The sequence below is a fragment of the Cellulomonas septica genome, from assembly GCF_012396155.1.
Taxonomy (GTDB): Bacteria; Actinomycetota; Actinomycetes; order Actinomycetales; family Cellulomonadaceae; genus Cellulomonas; species Cellulomonas septica.
Map to the genome: position 1 here is coordinate 1 of NZ_JAAXOY010000565.1, position 2329 is coordinate 2329.

At 71.7% G+C, this 2329-nt stretch carries 2 protein-coding genes; both read left to right on the forward strand.

Annotation, left to right across the window (positions count from 1 at the left end; all coding sequences use genetic code 11):
* Nucleotides 1-213 precede the first annotated feature (213 nt).
* On the forward strand, nt 214-1650 hold the full coding sequence (locus HGA02_RS16610) for a cellulase family glycosylhydrolase (RefSeq protein ID WP_168680236.1): 1437 nt from the start codon (nt 214-216) through the stop codon (nt 1648-1650).
* A gap of 149 nt (nt 1651-1799) precedes the next feature.
* A partial coding sequence (locus HGA02_RS16615; RefSeq protein ID WP_168680237.1) for an MFS transporter occupies nt 1800-2329 on the forward strand: 530 nt, incomplete at its 3' end.

Sequence of the window (2329 nt, forward strand, 5' to 3'; positions counted from 1 at the left end):
GGCCGTCCGGCACCGCGCCCCGCAGCGGGCCCGCGCGCGCCCTGCCGACCGTCGCACCGCTGTCACCCGACCGTGGCTGAAACGTTTACCTCGCGCCTGGACGGGCCGCCGCTGTAGCGGTCAAGCGCAGACGGGCGCACCCTCCTCACGAGCGGTCGTGCACCTCGCCGGTGGACGCGGCCGTGTCGCACCCCACCACGCACGAGGAGCTCCATGTCCCAGCGCACGAGAGTCGCCGCGCTGCTGTCCGCGGCGGTGCTCGCCATGTCGGGGATCAGCGCGATCACCGCCATGTCGGCACAGGCCGCGGCCGGCTGCACGGTCGACTACGCCATCACGAACCAGTGGAACCCCGGCTTCGGGGCCAACGTCACCGTCACGAACCTGGGCGACCCGGTGTCGTCGTGGACCGTCGGCTGGACGTTCCCGTCGGGCCAGAAGGTCACGCAGGCCTGGAACGCCGAGGTCACCCAGTCCGGCAGCGCCGTCACGGCACGCAACGTCGCCTGGAACGGCGCGGTCCGCACCGGCGGCACCGCGAGCTTCGGGTTCAACGGCACCTGGAGCGGGTCGAACGCCGTCCCGACCCAGTTCACGCTCAACGGCGTCGCGTGCACGGGCTCGACCACCGGCACGCCGACGCCCACGACGTCGCCCACGCAGAGCCCGACGCCGACCCCCACGCAGACCACGACTCCCCCGCCGCCGACGGGGACGACGCCCGTCGCGATCAACGGCCAGCTGCGCGTCTGCGGCGTCAACCTCTGCAACCAGTACGGCAAGCCGATCCAGCTCCGCGGCGTCAGCACGCACGGGCTGCAGTGGTTCGCGAAGTGCTACAACACCGCGTCGCTCGACACCCTGGCGAACGACTGGAAGGCCGACGTCCTGCGCATCGCGATGTACGTCAACGAGGACGGCTACGTCACGGACCCGGCCGGCTTCACGTCGCGCGTCAACAGCCTCGTGGACCAGGCCGAGCAGCGCGGGATGTACTCGATCATCGACTTCCACACGCTCACGCCGGGTGACCCGAACGTGAACCTCGAGAACGCCAAGACGTTCTTCCGCAACGTCGCGAGCCGGAACGCGGCCAAGACGAACGTCATCTACGAGATCGCGAACGAGCCCAACGGGGTCTCGTGGGAGCAGATCCGCACGTACGCCAACCAGGTCATCCCGATCATCCGCGCCGCCGACCCCGACGCCGTGATCCTGGTCGGCACCCGCGGCTGGTCGTCGCTGGGCGTCTCCAACGGCTCGACGTCGGCGGAGATCGTCGCGAACCCGCTCGCGTTCACGAACATCATGTACACCTTCCACTTCTACGCGGCGTCGCACCTGGACAGCTACCGCAACGAGGTGCGGAACGCGGCGGGCAAGCTGCCGCTGTTCGTGTCCGAGTGGGGCACCACGAGCGCGACCGGGGGCGGCACGGTCGACATCCAGTCGTCCACCGCGTGGCTCGACCTGCTCGACTCGCTCAAGATCAGCCACGTCAACTGGACGTACTCCGACGCGAACGAGAGCAGCGCGGCCTTCCGGTCCGGCACCTGCTCGGGCTCGAGCTACGGCACGTCGCAGCTGTCGCAGTCCGGCCAGTTCGTCCGCAGCCGCATCGTGACGGCGGACAGCTTCCCGACCGGCTGACGCCCGCACCGACCGCACGACCCGCCGCCCCTCGGAGGTCCGCCTCCGGGGGGCGGCGGCGCATCACGACCGTCGACGACGGGCGACACCGGTGCGACATCGGCAGGTGCCGGATGTCGTGATGCCACGAGCTCACCCGTCATCCGAGCATGACCCTCACCGTCACACCGACCACGCACCGCGCCACGACCGCGCTGTTCCTCGTCAGCGGCCTGTCCTTCGGCGGCTTCGTCGTCCGCTCCGCCGCGCTCAAGGTCGAGCACGGCCTCGACGACCGGGCCTACGGGCTCACGAGCGTGCTGTTCGGCGCCGTCGCGATCGCCACGATGCAGGCGCTCGGGCCGCTGCTCCGCCGCGTCGGCCCCGAAGCCGTCGCCCGCGTCGCGGTCGTCGCGCTCCCCCTCGCCGTCGCACTGCTGGGCGCGGTCCCCGGCACGGCCGCCTACGTCGCCGCGATCGCCGCGGTCGCCGCGGCCAACGGAGCGCTCGACGTGTCCATGAACGCCACGGCGGTCCGCGCCGAGCAACGCATCGGACGCCCGATCCTCAGCGGGTGCCACGCGGCGTGGAGCGTCGGCATCACGGTCGCGACGCTCGCCGGGACCGCCACCCTCGCCGCGGGTGTCCCGACCGTCGTCCACCTCGCCGCTGCCGCCGCCGTCGCCGTGCCCGTCGCGCT